This window comes from Allocoprococcus comes (assembly GCF_013300725.1).
Classification (GTDB): domain Bacteria; phylum Bacillota; class Clostridia; order Lachnospirales; family Lachnospiraceae; genus Allocoprococcus; species Allocoprococcus comes_A.
In genome coordinates this window covers 69,391-86,773 of the sequence record NZ_JAAIMM010000005.1, presented here as the reverse complement: position 1 = coordinate 86,773, position 17,383 = coordinate 69,391, and the positions used below count along the sequence as shown (strand labels likewise).

Below are 17,383 nucleotides of genomic sequence, written 5' to 3'. Positions count from 1 at the left end.
TACTCAATACCTCCTAAATGTTCTTTTACAAAAAATGTGTGATTCCACATTTCTCTTTCAAAAAAATAAAGGGGCAAACAAATGTCTGCCCCTCCGGAACACCTTTGTTCTTTAACAGAGTAAAGCATTCAGGCGCCCGTGTCAAGATTTTTTTACATATTTTTTAAATTTTATGAATTTCCACCACATTTTTTTTTCAAATACAGTTGATTTTCATTTTTTTTCTTGATACTTCTTCTCTTTTTTGCAAGTTCGTGTCGACAATCTTGCATTTTTCGTCTCATTCAAAGCATTTTATGCCCGATTTCCCGTCTTATTTGAAGTATTTCACACCAGATTCAAAGATCTTCATATCCTGCTCACCATAAATATTGATTGCCACGGAATCTGCACGACGCTCTGAATGTGCCATCTTACCAAGCACACGGCCATCCGGACTTGTGATACCTTCAATTGCGCGATAAGAGCCGTTGACGTTCCATTCTTCATCCATAGATACATTTCCGTCAAGGTCACAGTACTGTGTTGCAACCTGTCCGTTTGCAAAGAGCTTGTCAAGCCATTCTTCGCTTGCAACGAAACGTCCTTCTCCGTGGGATGCCGGGTTGGTGTAGACTCCGCCAAGCTCTGCTCCCTGAAGCCATGGTGACTTGTTGGTGACAACCTTTGTGTAAACCATCTTGGAAATATGGCGTCCGATGGTATTGTAGGTCAGTGTCGGAGAATCCGGTGTCTGTCCCACAACTTCTCCGTAAGGAACCAGGCCAAGTTTTACCAGTGTCTGGAATCCGTTACAGATACCAAGCACAAGGCCGTCTCTCTCATTCAGGAGCTTCTCTACCGCTTCTTTGAGTTTTGCATTCTGGAATGCAGTTGCAAAGAATTTTGCAGAACCATCCGGTTCGTCACCGGCTGAGAATCCACCCGGGAACATGATAATCTGGGATTTTGCAATTTCTTTTTCAAATGTATTCACAGAATCTACGATATCTGCTGCATCCATGTTACGGAATACTTTTGTGATGACCTTTGCACCTGCTCTTTCAAATGCTTTTGCACTGTCATACTCGCAGTTTGTTCCTGGAAATACCGGGATAAATACAGTCGGCTGTGCAATCTTGTGTCCGCAGATCACAATGTCTTTTGTATCGTAAAGCGGAGATTCTACCTTTTCGTCAGAAGTTTCGTCAGATACTGTACGGAATACCTGTTCCAGAGTTCCTGTCCATGCATCTTCTGCTTCCTTCAGTGTGATTTCTGTATCTCCAAATGCAAATTTCGCATCATCTGTCACTTCACCGATCACAGTGTAAGAGATGGAGAGTTCTCCTACCTTGTCTGCCGGAACTTCTGCTACGATATCACCGAATGCAGGTGCAAAAAGTTCTCTTGCATCCATGCTGTGTTCGATCTTCACACCCATTCCGTTACCGAATGCCATCTTGCTGACAGCTGCGATCACTCCATGGCGGTCAAGTGCGTAAGCAGATACGATCTTTCCGTTGTGGATATCATCAGCGAACTTACCGTACTGATCCATTACCTGTTCATATACCGGCAGCTCGTATTCATCTTTTTCAATCTTCATCCATACAAGCTTATTACCTGCTTTTTTCAGTTCCGGAGTAATGATATCTCCTTCTTTGGCAATATCAACTGCAAAGGATACCAGTGTCGGCGGTACATCGATATGTTCAAATGTTCCGGACATACTGTCCTTTCCTCCGATTGACGGAAGTCCATAAGCGATCTGTGCCTTATATGCACCAAGCAGTGCTGCAAATGGCTGACTCCATCTTTCTGGATCCTCTGTCATTCTGCGGAAATATTCCTGGAATGTAAAACGGATCTTGCTGTAATCTCCACCGCAAGCTACGATCTTAGCCATAGACTCTGTGACAGCATAGACAGCTCCGTGATACGGGCTCCAGCTTGACAGATACGGATCAAATCCATAACTCATCATCGTAACGGTATCGCATTTACCATGCATAACCGGAAGCTTTGCAACCATGCTCTGTGTCTCTGTCATCTGGTATTTTCCACCGTGAGGCATGAAGACCGAGCCTGCTCCGATGGATCCGTCGAACATCTCAACCAGACCTTTCTGCGAGCATACATTCAGGTCTTTCAGAGTATCCAACCATTTTTCTTTTACATTGCCAACCTCAACCTGTTTCTTAAGGATGGTATCTTCTCTTGAAGGAATATCAACTTTAACCGTTGTCTCCTGGTGTGCACCGTTGGTGTTCAGGAAGGCACGGGAAATATTTACGATCTCTTTTCCTCTCCATGAAAGGACAAGTCTCGGATCTTCGGTAACAACCGCAACCTTTACTGCCTCCAGGTTCTCTTCTTTTGCATAGCCAAGGAATTCATCTACATCCTTCGGATCTACCACAACAGCCATACGCTCCTGGGATTCAGAAATCGCAATCTCTGTTCCGTCAAGACCTGCATATTTTTTCGGTACTTTGTCCAGATTGATCTGAAGACCATCTGCAAGCTCTCCGATTGCAACAGATACTCCGCCTGCTCCGAAGTCATTACACTTCTTGATCAGCTTGCTGACTTCTTCTCTGCGGAACATTCTCTGGATCTTACGTTCGGTCGGCGCATTACCCTTCTGAACCTCAGCTCCACATGTTTCGATGGATTCTTCGGTGTGAACTTTGGAAGAACCGGTTGCTCCACCACAGCCGTCACGTCCGGTACGTCCGCCAAGAAGAATGATGATATCTCCCGGATCCGAATTTTCACGGATAACTGCACGTCTCGGAGCAGCACCCATAACCGCACCGATCTCCATTCTCTTTGCTACATAATCCGGATGATAAATCTCTTTTACCAGTCCGGTTGCAAGTCCGATCTGGTTACCATATGAGCTGTATCCATGTGCTGCACTACGCACCAGTTTCTTCTGTGGCAGTTTTCCTTTCATCGTCTCTTTTACAGATACGGTCGGATCTGCTGCACCGGTTACACGCATTGCCTGGTATACATAAGTACGTCCTGACAGCGGGTCACGGATTGCTCCGCCAAGGCAGGTAGCCGCACCACCAAATGGTTCGATCTCGGTCGGATGGTTGTGTGTCTCGTTCTTGAAGTTGACAAGCCACTCTTCTTCCACGCCATCTACTTCAACCGGGACAACGATACTGCAGGCATTGATCTCATCGGATTCTTCCTGATCCTGAAGTTTGCCTTCTTTTTTCAGCTTCCGCATTGCCATCAGTGCAAGATCCATCAGGCATACGAATTTGTCTTCGCGTCCTTTAAAAATCTCACTGTGTGTCTGAAGGTATTCTTTATATGTGTCTTCCATCGGCTTTCTGTAATCACCATCACCGAAGGATACTTCTGTAAGTTCTGTTGAGAATGTGGTATGACGGCAGTGGTCAGACCAGTAGGTATCCAGAACACGGATTTCTGTCATAGATGGATCTCTGTGTTCTTCCCCTTTGAAATAATTCTGGATGTGCTGGAAATCCTTGAATGTCATGGCAAGTCCAAGGGAACTGTATAATTCCTTCAGTTCAGCTTCCGGCATATCTTTGAATCCGTCAAAGATCTTTACATCGGCAGGTTCATCAAATTTTGTAACCAGTGTCTCCGGTTTCTCAAGTCCTGTTTCTCTGGAATCCACCGGGTTGATGCAGTGTGCCTTGATAGCTTCCATCTCTTCTTCGCTGATCTCGCCTTCGATCACATAAGTGGTCGCTGTCTTGATAACCGGCAGTTCATCCTCTTTGATAAACTGTACACACTGAACAGCAGAGTCTGCTCTCTGGTCAAACTGTCCAGGAAGAAATTCTACAGAAAAAATGTGGTCACTTTCTTCGTGCGGGAAGTCCTCTCTGTAAAGCACATCTACCGGCGGTTCTGCAAACACACCGTTGCATGCCCTCTCAAATGTTGAATCGGAAAGATTCTCCACATCGTAGCGGATCAGTACACGTACATTCTTCACCGTCTTAATTCCAAGATAGCTTTTCACCTCATGGCGAAGCTCTTTAGCCTGTACTGCAAATTCTGGTTTTTTCTCCACATATACACGTTTTACGCCCATAATTTCCTCCATTAGCTTTGGTAGTAATATTGAAACCGCATGCCTTGATCCGGCATAACGGCAGTTTCCTCGATTTTTATTTTACCACATCATCTTTTATAAGTACAATAAATATAACTAAATCTTTTTATAAGTATATCTAATCGTTACTGTTCACTCCCGTGAACCGCATCTCTTATTTATCTTCTTCTGGACAATACTGCATACAAGAGACACGATCAAAAACGCTGCAAAAATACCTCCGATCCGCATCACCATATCATAGAAAAAGCCCTCCGGAAGCATCCGGATCATATAGTCTTCTGCCGGATCAAGGATCCATAAGTTATTGCTAAAGAAAATATGATGAAAGATCACGAAATATTTGTTAAAGTCTCTTGAGAACAGAAATCCTGCCACCGCGGTAAGTGCCAGAAATACCGCCAGCACCCGCTGATACATCTGCGGGATCAGCCTCCGCCAGTCTGCTTTCATCAGCACAAGTGCCGCCATTGAAAAAAGCAGTACAAGGATCGCTCCCCTCCGGATTGCAAGTCCGCCAAGAAAAAGCCCCTGCACATCTGACATATGAAGCCGGTCCTTCTCATTGAAAAAATCCTGTATATTTCCTTCCACTTCCGTCTCAATACTCAGTTTCTTCTCGTTGCCCCGCAAATAAGACATCATGAATTTTGTCACCTTCATAATATCCGGCATCTCCATATAAAGTTCATCCGCTACCTTATATTTTTCGTATTCTTTTTCATAAAAATTCCAGTCTCCGTATGCACCGATTTCAAAACTGCTGATCAGCAGGATCACGATCAGTGAAATACTCGGTAAAATCGCCAGGATTTTATGCAGCCATTTCTTTTTTGCCATCCTTTTCCTCCTTCTCTTTTTTGTTTATAGTTTAGCAATCCTGTCTTCATTTGTCAAAAATGGTTTTCTCTTGAAATTTCATTTTTTATCACTTATAATACTAATAGGTTTTATAAGGAGGACTAATAATGGATATCAACTATGAATTATATAAAGTATTTTATTATGTTGCAGACACGCTCAGCTTTTCTGAGGCTTCCAAGCAGCTCTTTATTTCACAGTCCGCTGTCAGCCAGTCCATTAAAGCACTGGAAAAGAAACTGGATCAGGTTCTTTTCATCCGAAGCACAAAAAAAGTACAGCTCACCCCGGAAGGCGAGATCCTTCTGCGCCATATTGAACCGGCGATCAACCTGATCAAGCGCGGGGAATCCCAGATCATGGAAACAGCCTCTACCGGCGGTCAGATCCGCATCGGTGCCAGCGACACCATCTGCCGCTATTTTCTAGTTCCTTATCTGGAACGCTTCCACAAGGCTTTCCCTAACGCACATATAAAAGTGACCAATGCCACTTCGATCAAGTGTACCGAACTTCTGGAGAACGGTCAGGTAGATCTCATTGTCGCTAACTATCCGAACGTTTACCTTGGCAGCCTTGCCTCCTTCCGCAAGATCCGTGATTTTCACGATGTCTTTATCGCAAACCAGTCCTTCGCGGAACTGCAGGGGAAAAAGCTTTCCCTCAAAGAACTGCAGCGTTATCCGATCATCATGCTGGACAAAAAAAGTACCACCAGTGAATTTCTGCATTCTCTCTTCCAGCAGCATCAGCTGGATCTGGTCCCGGAAATCGAGCTGAGCAGTAATGATCTTCTGATCGATCTCGCACGGATCGGACTTGGCATCGCTTTTATTCCGGACTACTGTGTACCAAAGAACTCCGACCAGCTCTTTGTCGTCCAGACCGAAGAACAGCTGCCAAAGCGTCAGCTGGTTGCCGCATGGAACGGACATGTTCCTGTTTCCCGCGCGACACAGGCATTTCTGGATTACTTTAATGCATAAGAAGTTTCTTAATTATCCGTCTGTTTTTCCCAGAACAGACGGATTTTTTCTTCCACAAAATCTAACCGGCATCTTTCACAGTCTGCCCATTCTTTCGGGAAAATCTCTTCCCCCTTCTCCCTCTGGAAACGTTCATCCAGAAGAAGGATCACTCCACGGTCATCCTCTGTGCGGATCACCCTTCCTGCCGCCTGCAAAACCTTGTTCATCCCCGGATACCGGTAGGCATAGTCAAACCCGGAAAGTCCCTTCTGGTCAAAATAGCTTTTCAGGATTTCCCGCTCATTGCACACCTGCGGCAGACCTGTTCCGATGATCAGTGTCCCGATCAGCTTCTCATTTGTCAGATCGATTCCTTCTGAAAAAATCCCGCCAAGAACTCCAAAACCGATCAGACTTTTCTCTCTTCCCATTTCAAATGCACGCAGGAAATTTTCCCGTTCTCCTTCATCCATGTGCTGCTGCTGAATAACCAGTTCCATCTCTTCTTCATCTGACGCAAGAAGCTGTGTAAATTCCTGATACACATCTTCCATAAACCGGTAAGATGGGAAAAAGATCAGATAATTTCCCATTTTTGCTTTCACTACCCGAAAAATGTATGCCGCATATCGTTGATACATTTCCCTGGAACGCATGGTGTAACGGGTACTCACATCCACACCATTCATAAGCAGTCTCTTCTTCGTATCAAACGAAGAATCAATGTAGACCGCATAGTTGTCTTTTTCCGTACTCAGAAGTCTTTTATAATACCGGATTGGCAGAAGTGTTGCCGAAAAGAATACTGCACTGTTCCCCTTATCCAGACATTTCTGCAGATTTGCCGCCGGATTAACGCAAAACAGCTTCAGGACAAATCTTCCATCCTCCCGATACTCCGTATAAACCACATAGTTCTCATCCAGCCCATCATAAATATTCAGAAAAGACCTCACCTGAAAATAAAAATCCAATACGTTTTCCCGGACTTCTTTATCCACACATTCCTCCAGATACCGGTCCGCCTCAGACAGTACATTCATAAGCTGGATTCCAAGATGCGAAATATTGTCCAGCACCTTATAGTTTTCACACTCTTTTTTCATCGCCAGAAGGATCTTATTGCATGCCTCCAGTCTTTTTGCAAACCACGGTGCTTCTCCCTTTACCAGTTTCTTCACCGCAAGAAAGTCCTCCTTGCATAGCTCCGCACTGTACATCTGCCGTCCACGTTCTACCAGATTGTGTGCCTCATCGATCAGAAACAGATATCCTCCAGCGCCACCTTCTGCAAAGAAACGCTTGAGCCTGGCATCCGGGTCAAACACATAATTATAATCGCAGATCACACCATCCCCCCAGGTCGACACATCCAGTGCCATTTCAAACGGACAGACCTTATGCTTTCTTGCCTGCGCTTCCAACACTTCCCGGCTCATCACATCTTCCTGCATCAAAAGCTCATAGACCGCATCATTTACCCGGTCAAAATGCCCTTTGGCATATGGGCAGTCATCCGGATTGCAGCTTGTCTCCTCACAGAAACAGATTTTTTCTTTTGCCGTTAAAGTGATCACCTTGAACTTCAGATTCTGTTCCCGCAAGGTTTCGAATGCCTGCTCCGCCACCGTCCGGGTGATTGTTTTTGCCGTCAGATAAAAAATCTTCTCACCCAGTTCTTCTCCGACCGCTTTCACAGCCGGAAATACCGTTGAAATTGTCTTCCCCACTCCGGTTGGTGCCTGGATGAACAACTTTTTCTTCCGAAGAATCGTCCGGTAAACAGATACCGCAAGATCTCTCTGCCCTTTACGATATGGAAACGGAAATTCAATCCCTTTAATAGATGCATTTCTTGCCTTTCTCCATTCAATCTGGAACTTTGCCCATTTTTCATACTGTCGGATCACTTCATCGAACCAGGCTTTCAGTTCATTACTCTGATAAGAATACTGAAACCTTTTCACCTCTTCCGTCTCCATCTGGCAATAGGTCATCTGTACCCCGATCTCATCCAGCCCTTCCTGTTCTGCTACCATGCTGGCATAACATTTTGCCTGTGCCAGATGAATGCCTGCCGGCTCCTGCACCCGGTCAAGTTCCCGCAGAACACCCTTGATCTCATCCACCATGACCTGCTCTTTTGTATGAATCAGTCCGTCGGCGCGTCCTTCTATTTTCAAAGTAAACCCATCACAGGCGATCTCTGTCTTAAGAGGTACCTCCGCCTGATAATCCGATCCCATCTGTCTCTGGATCTTCCGGTGGATCCGGCTTCCCATCTGCATATTCTCCGGATCTGGTCCGCCTCCTGTTCGATTGTCAATATCCCCTTCTCTTAAAATAAACTCCACAAGGTTTCGCACCGAAATCCGGATCACCGGGAGATTCTCGTCCATGTTCTTTCTGCCTCCGCTTTTTTACTACCTGTTATCATACCATAAACGCATGTTCTTTGCCAATTGTATCCGTCCTGTCAAGATATGGTCTCTCACATTTTCCATGCCTCTATAGCTAAAAAGCCCCGGCGATCATCATCTCGCCGGAGCTTTCTTCTTAATTGAACTTGTCAATGATATTTTTAAGATACTGGTTGTCTGCCTCATAGAACTTCTCCTGTTCTACGATCTCGGCAAGCTTCGGATCGATCGGCATCTTTCCGAGTACTTCTACCCCAAGTTTTTCTGCAATCTCGTCAATGTGGCTTTCCCCAAATACAGATATCTTCTTTCCACAGTCCGGGCATTCCAGATAACTGTAGTTTTCCACCAGTCCGAGAACCGGTATGTTCATCTTCTTTGCCATATTGTAAGCTTTCTCTACGATCATCTGTACCAGATCCTGCGGAGAAGTCACGATCACAACGCCGTCTACCGGAAGTGACTGGAATACCGTAAGAGGAACATCCCCTGTTCCCGGCGGCATATCAACAAATAAGAAATCCAGATCTCCCCACATTACATCTGTCCAGAACTGGGTTACTACTCCTGCGATCACCGGCCCTCTCCAGATGACAGGATCTGATTCGTGTTCCAGAAGCAGATTGACCGACATGATCTTCGTGCCGTCTTTTGCAACGCACGGAAACATTCCCGCCTCGCTTCCGACTGCACTTCCATGCACTCCATACATCTTCGGGATAGATGGTCCTGTGATATCCGCATCCAGAATACCAACTGCATATCCCTGCTGTACCATCATACGTGCAAGAGATGCTGTCACCATTGATTTGCCGACTCCACCTTTACCGCTGACTACTCCAATTACTTTTTTTACCTGTGAATACGGATTTGCCGGTGCTTTCAGATCTTTCTTCGCACTGCTGCATGAACCCGCATGCGCACAGGAAGAACATGATTCCGGCGAACATCCGCTGCTTTGTTCTTCTGCCATAACGCCAAACCTCCTACTTTTTCAGGATATCTCTCTATCCTATTCTTCTACTGCTGCGATCACTTCAATTTCGCAAAGAAGGTTCTTTGGAAGTGTCTTAACAGCAACACAGCTTCTGGCTGGTTTTGATGTGAAATATTTCGCATAAACTTCGTTAAATGCGGCAAAATCTCCCATATCAGCAAGGAAACAGGTTGTCTTTAATACTTTGTCAAAAGAAGTTCCCGCTTCTTCAAGGATTGCTCCGATGTTCTTGCATACCTGATCAGCCTGTCCTTCAATGGTATCAGCTTCTACAGTATCTGTAGCCGGATTGATCGCAATCTGTCCTGCCGAATAAAGGATTCCCCCATGTACATATCCCTGGGAATATGGTCCAAGTGCTTTTGGTGCTTTCTCTGTTGATACTAATCTCATGTTGTAAATCTCCTTTTCAAATATATTCTTTCTCTAGCATATCACATCTGCCTCAAAATTCCAAATTTATTTTCGCATACAATGTTATGCCAGCTCTGCTTTTTCTCTCGTCACATTCTGAATCCATTTGTAGCTTCGGTAGCGCATGACTGTGATCGGTACTTTGATCACCTCATCACTCATCAAAAGGATATAAACAACCTGCACCGGCGCATGAAAGACAAAGGCAGCGATCATCCCCAGCAGAATAGAGCATCCCCACATGGTAGACACATCCAGGATCAGGCCAAACCTGGTATCTCCTCCTGCCCGGAATACCCCCACTACAAGTGTCGTATTGATCGCCTGACAGAGTGTAAAGTAAGACATAACAAAAAACATAAAAGAAAGATACCCCTGCGCTTCCTGTGAGAGTGTCATCACATGATTTGCTATCGGAGCAGCTATCAGAATGATGCCGCCTCCTACCGCACCGGTAATAATACTCAGCCACAAAAATCTTTTTCCATACTCTTTTGCCAGATGAAACTCTTTTGCACCGATGGTCTTACCAAGATAAATGGCAGTCGCATTGGATACACCAAAGGCTACCACCGTTGCCAGCTGTCTTGCAACCTGAGCAACAGAATTTGCTGCCACCGCAGCACTTCCCAGATGACCGATCACTGCTGTGTTGGCTGTGGAACCCAGTCCCCACATCATTTCATTCAAGATCACCGGACTCGCATAAATCAGAAAGTCTTTTAGAAGCAGCTTGTCGATCTTACGCATATAGACCGGGTGAAATCTAACGTCATGATTTTTTACTTTTGCATACCAGATCACAATGATAAGTTCTACGATCCTTGCTGTCAGAGTTCCGATTGCCGCACCCATAATTCCCATCTTCGGTAAACCAAATAAACCAAAAATAAGAAGCGCATTTACCAGGACATTACAAACCAGTGATGCACTGTAGACGACCGTTGCGATCACAACCTGCTCAATACTCCGCATAATGTAAAGATAGACCTGCGTTGCCGCCATCAGGACATAGGAAAGTGCCACGATCCGCAAATATTTCACACCTTCTGCGATCACAGCCGGGTCACTGGTGTAGATTCGAAGCAGTACTTCCGGGATGATTTCTGCAACAATGGTAAAAAGAGCTGCACAGCTGACACCGATAGTCATTCCCATTCCAAGGATTTTTTCAATCGTCTGTGTATCTTTCTTTCCCCAGTACTGTGCGGTCAAAACCGTTGCACCCGATGTTGTACCAAAAAGGACCAGTGTCATGACAAACTGTATCTGCCCTGCAAGGGATGCACCTGAAAGAACTTTTTCACTGACTCTTCCAAGCATCAGCACATCCGCCGCCGTCACTCCTACGTTGATCAGATTCTGAAGTGCCATAGGGATTACAAGTGCGAACACTTGTCTGTAAAATTTTTTCTTATTTATCTCCATCTTATTTTCCTGCTGCTTTCCGGAAAATCTGGTATACATCTTCGGCAGTAAGTTCTTTAATCTTTGAAAGTTTTACAGTATCATTTAATGTCGCCGCCATAGCAAGTTCCCGCAGATCTTCCTCTGATACTTCTCCGATCTCCAGTTCCTTTAAATTTGTCGGCATATGAATTTCACGGAAATATTCTACCGTTCGGCAAATTCCCTCTTTTGCGGCTTTCGCTGCATCTTCTTCCTCTACGCCCCATACTTTTTTTGCGTAATGTGCAAATCTTTCTTCATCGTTTTTATAGACATATTCCGCCCAGGATCCCCAGACAGCGGAAAGGGTTGCACCATGCGCCTTATCATATTTTGCACCAAGTGCATGTCCGAGTTTATGTACAGAAAAATCTTTTGCTCTTCCGAGACCTGTCAGACCATTATGGGAAAGGCTTCCTGCCCACATGATTTCACTCATGGCATCGTAGTCTGTCGGATTCTCCAGACCTTTCTTTCCATTTTCAATCACAACCCGCAGAAGTCCCTCTGCAATCTCATCTGTCATCTGATTTCTCGTATTTGGAATAAAATATCGCTCCAGTGTATGCATCATGATATCCACGATTCCGCATGCAATCTGGTATTTTGGAAGCGTATAGGTAAGAACCGGATTCATGATCGCAAACTTCGGGCGGTTCAGACCGGTGCTGATTCCTCCCTTTTTCCCTGTTTCTTCGTTTGTCAGAACTGCGGAATCGCTGGTTTCACTTCCTGCTGCCGCAATCGTAAGTACGCATCCTACCGGTGTCGATCTGGTAAGTGTGATTTCACCACCCCAGATCTCTTCCAGAGACCAGTCCGGGTTTGCCACACCATGCGCGATTGCCTTTGCTGTATCAATAGAACTTCCACCGCCTACTGCAAGAAGAAAATCCGCACCGAATTCAATTGCTTTCTCAACGCCTTCCTGTGCATATGCCATCCGTGGATTTGGCTTTACTCCGCCAAATTCCGCATAAGCAAGTCCTTCTTTTTCCAGTGCTTCTTCTACCTGCGCAAGAAGTCCGCTTTTCTTTACGCTTCCACCGCCATATACGATAAATACACGGCTTCCACCCCATTTCTTAACTTCTTTCCCAACTTCTGCCTGTGTGTTTTCTCCAAATAAGATTTCTGTCGGGGTATACTGTATAAACTTTTGCATTTTACCTCTCTCCTTAAAAAAATCCGAACCGTTCAATAAAGATTGCGGTTCGGACTAAATCCTTTAGTCTTATCTTATAACCATACTTTTCCGGTATGTTCACCATTGATTACATAGTATACTGCATAATCTTCCGGTTTTACATAAAGCTCAATACTCTTGATCTCGGAAATTTTATGTTTCTGTTTCGTCCAGTCTTTTTTTACTGAAGCAATCATATCTTTTGTGTTTACTTCTTTTTCACCATACTGAAGAACAACTTCTGTTTTGATTTCTTTCTTTGCCGCAGATTTTTTAGCTGTTGTTTTTGGTGCAGCTTTCTTTACTTCTTTTGTAACTTTCTCTGCAGTTTTCTTCACTTCTTTTGCAGCTTTTTCAGCTGTTTCTTCTACTGTTTTTTTCACTTCTCCTGCAGCTTTTTTCACTTCCTGCGCTTTCTTTTCAACAGTAGCCTTTACTTCTTTCGGCTGTGCTTCTTTTTTAGCAGTTTCTTTTACTTCTTCTACTTTTTCGCTAACTTTATCTTCTGCTGCTTTAACTGCTGTTTTTACTTCTTCTTTAGTTTCTGCCGCTGCCTTTACCTCTGCTGCCTTTGTTTCTTTTGTCTGTTTTTTCAGTGCCATATTGGTTTGCCCTCCTTAACCGTTAAGCCTTACTATTTTAAATCCGCAAAACTGACAATACACTATATTATCATTTGCTCTTTGACATTATAGCATACTAAATGAAAAAAGTCACATTTTTTCATTTAATTTTACATGCCTCCGTGTTATACTATAAAAAGACGAGAAAAGGAGGTACGTGTTATGGGTATTTTAGTAGCACTGATCGGTGTAGTAATCATCGCCGCTGTCGTTGTTGCTTCTTTCACTGCCGTTCTCGGAGGTGTCATCGGAGGAGAACTGGAAGACGAAGAAGAATAGTAAAAAAGTGGCTGTGAAAAATTCAATCGAGTTTTTCACAGCCACTTTTTTATTATTCTTCAAATGTTTCTTTTAACTTATCCATGAACCCTTTTTTCTTAGCTTTACCCTTCGATTCGGAAGCCGGCTCTTCCTGGTTCAGTGTATTTCCTGTCAACTGATCAAAATGTCTAAGCGCTTCTTTGGCTTCCGGACTTAATTTTTCCGGTGTCTGAATAACCAGCGTCACATAATGATCACCTCTGACCTGAGGATTTCTCAAAGAAGGTACCCCTTTTCCTTTCAGGCGTACTTTTGTATCAGTCTTTGTTCCCGGTTTTACGGTATAGATCACATCGCCATCAACCGTCTTGATTCGTACATCACCACCAAGTGCTGCCTGTGCAAACGAAATTGGTGCAGTTGAGAAAATATGAACATCCTGTCTCTGGAAGATCGGATGTCTGGAAACCGTAACTTCTACCAGAAGGTCTCCCCTTGGTCCGCCATTTACACCCGGTTCACCTTTCTCACGGATCCGAACGCTCTGACCATTGTCAATACCTGCCGGAATTGTGACTTTGATCTTCTTGCGGCTTGAAGTATAACCTGTTCCACCACAATCCGGACATTTCTCACGAATGATCTTACCGGTTCCATGACAGTCCGGACAGGTCTGTACATTCTGCACGGTTCCGAAGAACGACTGTGATGTATAGACAACCTGACCTTTTCCACCACATTTTGAACAGGTCTCCGGACTTGTTCCCGGTTTTGCTCCTGTTCCGTTACACTTTGTACATGGATCTTTCAGAACGATATCCAGTTCCTTCTCACATCCAAAAATTGCTTCCTCAAATGTAATCCGGACACCTTTTCGGATATTGGCGCCCTTCATCGGACCATTGTTCGCACGTCCGCCTCTTCTGCCACCGCCAAACAGATCACCGAAAATGTCACCAAAAATATCACCAAAGTCTGCCCCGTTAAAATCAAAACCGCCATATCCACCGGCTCCGCCTGCACCGCCTTCAAACGCTGCATGACCGAACTGATCGTACTGACGCCGTTTGTCTGCATCACTCAGAACAGCATAGGCTTCCGAAGCCTCCTTGAACTTCTTTTCGGCTTCTGCATCTCCTGGATTCATATCCGGGTGATACTTTTTCGCCAAAGCTCTGTATGCTTTTTTCAGAGTCGCATCATCCGCATCTCGTGATACGCCCAGGACCTCATAATAATCCCTTTTTGCCTCTGCCATAATCCTACCTCACTTAGATATTTCTCAAAGTATTTTAATACAGAATGTACCCTGGCACATTCTCACGCCCGCGTCGGCTCTCCGCAGCATCTTCTTTGCATATGCTGTTCACCTGACCGGAGGCTTTTTATGTCATAATAAGTATGTCATAATAAGTATCTTTCATTTATGACACAGGAAATCTGCAAGACGGTATAGTGCCGCCTTGCAGTCTCTCATCTTATCTTACGGATTAGACTTCTTTGTAATCTCCGTCAACTACATCGTCTCCGTTAAATCCTTCCGGAGCCGGTCCTGCTTCTGGTGCAGGTCCAGCCTGTGGTCCTGCCTGACCAGCCTGTGCGCCTGCCTGTTCGTAAACCTTTGTGAACAGTTTCTGAGCGCTTTCCATCAGTTTTTCTTTTCCTGCTTTGATTTCTGCAACCTGAGCATCTGTAAGTTCTTCTGTATTTGCTTTTGCAAGCAGATCTTTCAGAGCCTGTACGTCAGCTTCTACTGCTGCTTTGTCTGCTGCATCGATCTTATCTCCAACTTCGCCAAGTGCTTTCTCTGTCTGGAATACCATAGCGTCAGCATCGTTCTTAGCGTCGATTGCTTCTTTACGTTTCTTGTCCTGAGCTTCAAATTCAGCTGCTTCTTTTACAGCTTTGTCGATATCTGCATCAGACATATTAGATCCTGCTGTAATTGTGATATGCTGTTCTTTTCCTGTTCCCAGATCTTTTGCAGATACATTTACGATACCGTTTGCATCAATATCGAATGTAACTTCGATCTGCGGGATTCCACGTGGAGCCGGCGGAATTCCATCCAGTCTGAACTGTCCGAGGGACTTGTTATCTCTTGCGAACTGTCTTTCACCCTGTACAACGTTGATATCAACGGCTGTCTGGTTGTCAGCTGCTGTAGAGAAGATCTGGCTCTTCTTTGTCGGGATTGTTGTATTTCTCTCGATCAGTCTTGTAGCTACACCACCCATTGTTTCGATAGAAAGTGAAAGTGGAGTTACATCAAGAAGAAGGATGTCACCTGCACCTGCATCTCCTGCAAGCTTACCACCCTGGATAGAAGCACCAAGTGCTACACATTCATCCGGGTTAAGGGATTTGCTAGGTTCTTTACCTGTCAGACGTTTTACTTCTTCCTGAACTGCCGGGATACGTGTAGATCCACCAACAAGAAGTACCTGACCTAAGTCTGCTGCTGTAAGTCCTGCATCAGAAAGTGCACGTCTTACCGGTTCCTGTGTCTTTTCTACAAGATCACGTGTCAGTTCATCGAATTTAGCTCTTGTAAGAGTCATATCAAAATGCTTCGGTCCTTCAGCTGTTGCTGTAATGAACGGAAGGTTGATGTTTGTTGTTGTTGCAGAAGAAAGTTCTTTCTTTGCTTTTTCAGCTGCTTCTTTCAGTCTCTGAAGTGCCATTCTGTCTGTTGACAGGTCTACGCCTTCTTTTGCCTTGAAATCTGCAAGCATATAGTCTGTGATCTTCTGGTCGAAGTCATCTCCACCAAGTCTGTTGTTACCAGCTGTAGAAAGAACTTCGATAACGCCGTCACCGATCTCGATAACAGATACATCAAATGTACCACCACCAAGGTCGTATACCATGATCTTCTGTTCTTTTTCATTGTCAAGTCCATATGCAAGAGCTGCTGCTGTAGGCTCGTTGATGATACGTTTTACATCAAGACCTGCAATCTTACCTGCATCTTTTGTAGCCTGACGCTGGGCATCGTTGAAGTAAGCCGGAACAGTGATAACTGCTTCCGTAACTTTTTCTCCAAGATATCCTTCTGCATCTGCTTTCAATTTCTGAAGGATCATAGCTGAAATTTCCTGTGGAGAATATTTCTTTCCATCGATGTCTACTTTATGATCTGTACCCATCTCACGTTTGATAGATGAGATTGTCTTTTCTGCATTTGTTACTGCCTGACGCTTTGCAGGTTCACCTACAAGACGTTCTCCTGTCTTTGTAAATGCTACTACAGATGGTGTAGTTCTTGCTCCTTCTGTATTTGCGATTACGACCGGCTGTCCACCTTCCATAACCGCTACACAACTGTTTGTTGTACCTAAGTCAATACCAATGATTTTGCCCATTATGAAGACCTCCTGTTAATATTATAAAAATTGTATTTTGCTTTGTTATTTATATAAAGTGTATCGGAAATACGGTACACGGTATATCTTAGTTTGCTACCTTTACCATGCTGTGTCTTACGACTGAGTCACGGTACATATATCCTTTCTGGAATTCCTCGGCTACTACATTTTCACCAAGTTCTTCATCCTCTACATGCATCACTGCATTGTGGAAATTCGGATCGAATTCCTGACCAACTGCTTCGATCGGTTTTACTCCGATTCCTTCCAGTGTGCTCATCATTTGTTTATAGATCTTATCCATTCCATCTACGAACGGATCGTCTTTCTTATCTTCCGGTACGGACTGAAGTCCGCGTTCAAAGTTGTCTACAATCGGAAGGATTTTCTCTACGACATCTTTGGCTCCAATCTCATACATCGCTGACTTTTCTTTTTCAGTACGCTTTCTGTAATTATCGAACTCAGCCATGTGTCTGGTAAGTTTGTCTGTCAGATCTGCGATCTGCTCATCCTTTTTATCTTTTTTATTCTTCTTTTCAAACAGCTTCTTTTTCTTTGGCTCTTCAGCATCTTCGGAATTCGTCTCTTTACCGGCAGCTTCTTCCTCTGTTGCTTCGGTTTCTTCCGCGTCTTCCGGTTCCTGCCCTTTTGCCTCCTGCTCTTTGGCTTCTGCCTCCGCAGCTTTCTTTGCTTCTTCCACTGCTTCTTTTACCATTTCTTCATTGCTCATCTTTTTATCCAAT

12 protein-coding genes are annotated in these 17,383 nt (G+C 44.5%); 1 reads left to right on the top strand and 11 read right to left on the bottom strand.

Annotated features, from left to right (window positions below):
* Positions 1-313: 313 nt before the first annotated feature.
* Complete coding sequence (locus G4407_RS04065; protein WP_173687901.1) at positions 314-4,072, bottom strand: phosphoribosylformylglycinamidine synthase; 3,759 nt, start codon at positions 4,070-4,072, stop codon at positions 314-316.
* A 150-nt stretch (positions 4,073-4,222) separates the two neighbouring features.
* Entirely contained in the window at positions 4,223-4,930 is a 708-nt protein-coding gene (locus G4407_RS04060) for a TIGR01906 family membrane protein (RefSeq protein ID WP_173687849.1), read from the bottom strand.
* A 128-nt stretch (positions 4,931-5,058) separates the two neighbouring features.
* Between G4407_RS04060 and G4407_RS04055 the strand changes: the two genes are divergently transcribed.
* On the top strand, positions 5,059-5,937 hold the full coding sequence (locus G4407_RS04055) for a LysR family transcriptional regulator (protein WP_173687848.1): 879 nt from the start codon (positions 5,059-5,061) through the stop codon (positions 5,935-5,937).
* A gap of 8 nt (positions 5,938-5,945) precedes the next feature.
* On the opposite strand, the gene G4407_RS04050 is transcribed toward G4407_RS04055, so the two are convergent.
* From G4407_RS04050 to grpE, 9 genes are all read right to left on the bottom strand, one after another.
* Positions 5,946-8,318: an ATP-dependent DNA helicase gene (locus G4407_RS04050; RefSeq protein ID WP_173687847.1), complete on the bottom strand. Its 2,373-nt coding sequence runs from the start codon at positions 8,316-8,318 to the stop codon at positions 5,946-5,948.
* Between the two features lie 157 nt (positions 8,319-8,475).
* Complete coding sequence (locus G4407_RS04045; protein WP_055260996.1) at positions 8,476-9,312, bottom strand: Mrp/NBP35 family ATP-binding protein; 837 nt, start codon at positions 9,310-9,312, stop codon at positions 8,476-8,478.
* A gap of 39 nt (positions 9,313-9,351) precedes the next feature.
* Positions 9,352-9,729, bottom strand: coding sequence for a RidA family protein (locus G4407_RS04040; protein WP_173687846.1), 378 nt, complete (start codon positions 9,727-9,729; stop codon positions 9,352-9,354).
* Between the two features lie 84 nt (positions 9,730-9,813).
* Positions 9,814-11,178, bottom strand: a complete 1,365-nt coding sequence (locus G4407_RS04035) for an MATE family efflux transporter (RefSeq protein ID WP_330585960.1) — start codon at positions 11,176-11,178, stop codon at positions 9,814-9,816.
* Between the two features lies 1 nt (position 11,179).
* The gene (locus G4407_RS04030) at positions 11,180-12,364 is read right to left on the bottom strand and encodes an iron-containing alcohol dehydrogenase (protein ID WP_173687844.1); all 1,185 of its coding nucleotides are present in this window, start codon (positions 12,362-12,364) and stop codon (positions 11,180-11,182) included.
* 74 nt (positions 12,365-12,438) lie between these two features.
* Positions 12,439-12,987 (bottom strand): DUF6465 family protein, encoded by a 549-nt coding sequence (locus tag G4407_RS04025; protein ID WP_173687843.1) that lies wholly within the window; start codon positions 12,985-12,987, stop codon positions 12,439-12,441.
* A gap of 352 nt (positions 12,988-13,339) precedes the next feature.
* Positions 13,340-14,527 carry a molecular chaperone DnaJ gene (dnaJ, locus tag G4407_RS04020; RefSeq protein WP_173687842.1) on the bottom strand — a complete coding sequence of 396 codons (1,188 nt, stop codon included), beginning with the start codon at positions 14,525-14,527 and terminating at the stop codon, positions 13,340-13,342.
* Positions 14,528-14,759: 232 nt separating this feature from the next.
* On the bottom strand, positions 14,760-16,634 hold the full coding sequence (dnaK, locus tag G4407_RS04015) for a molecular chaperone DnaK (RefSeq protein WP_008374721.1): 1,875 nt from the start codon (positions 16,632-16,634) through the stop codon (positions 14,760-14,762).
* Positions 16,635-16,722: 88 nt separating this feature from the next.
* Positions 16,723-17,370: a nucleotide exchange factor GrpE gene (gene grpE, locus G4407_RS04010; protein WP_173687900.1), complete on the bottom strand. Its 648-nt coding sequence runs from the start codon at positions 17,368-17,370 to the stop codon at positions 16,723-16,725.
* Between the last annotated feature and the right edge of the window lie 13 nt (positions 17,371-17,383).

Excerpts from the sequence above, each read along its gene's own strand:
- G4407_RS04060 (WP_173687849.1), bottom strand. The coding sequence starts at position 4,930 with ATGGCAAAAAAGAAATGGCTGCATAAAATCCTGGCGATTTTACCGAGT.
- G4407_RS04055 (WP_173687848.1), top strand. The coding sequence starts at position 5,059 with ATGGATATCAACTATGAATTATATAAAGTATTTTATTATGTTGCAGAC.
- G4407_RS04050 (WP_173687847.1), bottom strand. The coding sequence starts at position 8,318 with ATGGACGAGAATCTCCCGGTGATCCGGATTTCGGTGCGAAACCTTGTG.
- G4407_RS04045 (WP_055260996.1), bottom strand. The coding sequence starts at position 9,312 with ATGGCAGAAGAACAAAGCAGCGGATGTTCGCCGGAATCATGTTCTTCC.
- G4407_RS04040 (WP_173687846.1), bottom strand. The coding sequence starts at position 9,729 with ATGAGATTAGTATCAACAGAGAAAGCACCAAAAGCACTTGGACCATAT.
- G4407_RS04035 (WP_330585960.1), bottom strand. The coding sequence starts at position 11,178 with ATGGAGATAAATAAGAAAAAATTTTACAGACAAGTGTTCGCACTTGTA.
- G4407_RS04030 (WP_173687844.1), bottom strand. The coding sequence starts at position 12,364 with ATGCAAAAGTTTATACAGTATACCCCGACAGAAATCTTATTTGGAGAA.
- G4407_RS04025 (WP_173687843.1), bottom strand. The coding sequence starts at position 12,987 with ATGGCACTGAAAAAACAGACAAAAGAAACAAAGGCAGCAGAGGTAAAG.
- dnaJ (WP_173687842.1), bottom strand. The coding sequence starts at position 14,527 with ATGGCAGAGGCAAAAAGGGATTATTATGAGGTCCTGGGCGTATCACGA.
- dnaK (WP_008374721.1), bottom strand. The coding sequence starts at position 16,634 with ATGGGCAAAATCATTGGTATTGACTTAGGTACAACAAACAGTTGTGTA.
- grpE (WP_173687900.1), bottom strand. The coding sequence starts at position 17,370 with ATGAGCAATGAAGAAATGGTAAAAGAAGCAGTGGAAGAAGCAAAGAAA.